The sequence below is a fragment of the Stenotrophomonas sp. 2YAF22 genome, assembly GCF_052114665.1.
Classification (GTDB): Bacteria; Pseudomonadota; Gammaproteobacteria; order Xanthomonadales; family Xanthomonadaceae; genus Stenotrophomonas; species Stenotrophomonas indicatrix.
This window is the reverse complement of sequence record NZ_JBFRFE010000730.1, coordinates 1-1,896: the sequence shown is the minus strand read 5'-3', so window position 1 is coordinate 1,896 and position 1,896 is coordinate 1. Positions and strand designations below refer to the sequence as shown.

The following is a 1,896-nucleotide window of genomic DNA, read 5'->3' as shown; positions in this document are numbered from 1 at the left end:
CTGCAGGTCTACCTCGTCGGCGGTGACGAAACCGATGGCAGGATGGATCTGCCAGGGTTTGCTGCGGGTTACTCGCAGTTCTTCGGCACCGCAAAGAACCAAGCTCTGCCAGCACGCTCGACCTTCCAGGTGGCGGGCTTGGCCCATCCTGCCCACAGGGTGGAGATCGAGGCGATCGCGGTCCGCCCCCTGAGTGATAGCAGCCCCCGCCCGACCACCGTTGTATCTGACCTCCCCGCTATGTGACCCTCAGGCGTCGCTCGGCACCAGCCCCATCAGGCTGTTGGCGTGCTCGCGCCACTGCGGCAGCTTGTTCAGTACACCGGCCCGCTGCAGATACTCTTCATCCACCGGATCGCCGTTGACCAGTGCCAGTGCCACGTGCACCGCACCGGTCACCCAGAAGCTGCGGGTATTCGCGCGTTGCGGCTGCAGATGGAACGCCACGGCCTCGATGATCGGCATCGGCAGCCCCCACAGGCCCAGCAGATAGGCGCCGGCTTCGGCATGCCCGGGGCGATCATCATCGGCCGGCTCCGGTTCGCTGCGCTCGTTGCGTACGCCCGGCAGCAGCAGGCCGATGTCGGCCAGCAGGGCGGCGGTGGCACCGAGTTCGGCGCTGGAGTCGGGCAGCAGGCGTGCGGCCAATCGCGAGGCCATCAAGGCACGCTGCTGCAGCGAGTTGCGCTCGGCGCCGGACAAGGTCGGTGCGGAGAACACCTCGCTGGCCAGCACCAGGTCGCGCAGCGTGGCCAGGCCCAGCCGGGTCACGGCGGTGCGCAGGTCGGCGATGGTGCGGCCCTGGCTGAAGAAGGCCGAATTGGAAAGCTGCAGCACCTTGGCCGCGATCGCCGGATCGGCGGCGACCAGCTTGGCAACATCGGCGCTGTCGGCGTCGTCGTCATGTTCCAGTGCCTGGGTCAGGCTCAGGTACAGGTGCGGCGGCGAGGGCAGCTTCTCGATGCGGCCGATGGCGTCGCGCAGGCGTGGGCTGTCCAGCACTTCGCGCAGCTCTTCCAGGCTGGTCAATGCTTCCAGCAGCACTTCCGGTGCCAACGGCAATGGCAGGAAGCGATGGGCGACCCCGATCAGGCGTGCCGGCGGCGGCCGGTTGCCATGCTGTGCATCGACCAGTGCGATGCGGATGGTCTCCGGGCGCAAGGTGCGGATCTGTCCCAGCAACGTGGTCGCGTTGAGATCGGGCAACTGCGGGCAGACGATCACCGCGTCCACGCCCTGGGTGGCGACCGCGGTCATCGCGGCATGGCCATCGGTGGCGGTCAACGGCTGCCAGTCTTCCCCAAGATCGGCAATGAATTCGGTCAGCTCAGCCGGCAGGCTGGCTGTATCCCCAACAAGCAGAATACGCACGACACATTCCCCTGGCTGTCTCGACGGTCGATGTCGAAGACGTGTGAAGTGACGCAATTTACCTAATAYGGCGGCAAAGGTGATGTGCCGCCGTCATGAAACGTGACCCGCATCGCTCCGACGCCGTGCGCCGGAGCAATGCTGTTCAGTCTCAGGCCTTGCTGTCGAGGTGGCGCTGGTGCGCCTCGATCAGGATCTGCTTGGCCTCGGCCGCGCCGCCCCAACCGTCCAGCTTGACCCACTTGCCCTTCTCCAGGTCCTTGTAGTGCTCGAAGAAGTGACCGATGCGCTCCAGCCAGTGGCTGGACACCTGCTCGATGTCTTCCACGTGCGCGTAGCCGCCGAACACCTTGGTGACCGGCACGGCCAGGATCTTCTCGTCGCTGCCTGCCTCATCGCTCATCTTCAGCACGCCGACYGGACGGCAACGCACCACCGAACCCGGGACCAGCGGCAGCGGCAGCACCACCAGCACGTCGGCCGGATCGCCGTCGCCGCACAGGGTGCTCGGCACGTAGCCGTAGT

Annotated in this window: 2 protein-coding genes and 1 pseudogene; 1 reads left to right on the top strand and 2 read right to left on the bottom strand. The window is 66.5% G+C overall.

Annotation, left to right across the window (positions count from 1 at the left end; all coding sequences use genetic code 11):
• Positions 1–246, top strand: a pseudogene (locus AB4Y84_RS20500) (hypothetical protein); the annotation flags it as partial.
• A 3-nt stretch (positions 247–249) separates the two neighbouring features.
• Here the strand turns inward: AB4Y84_RS20500 and AB4Y84_RS20495 are convergent.
• Entirely contained in the window at positions 250–1,371 is a 1,122-nt protein-coding gene (locus tag AB4Y84_RS20495; protein WP_312786317.1) for an HDOD domain-containing protein, read from the bottom strand.
• A 151-nt stretch (positions 1,372–1,522) separates the two neighbouring features.
• The coding region (locus AB4Y84_RS20490) for an inorganic diphosphatase (RefSeq protein WP_442250801.1) at positions 1,523–1,896 on the bottom strand (374 nt) is incomplete at its 5' end.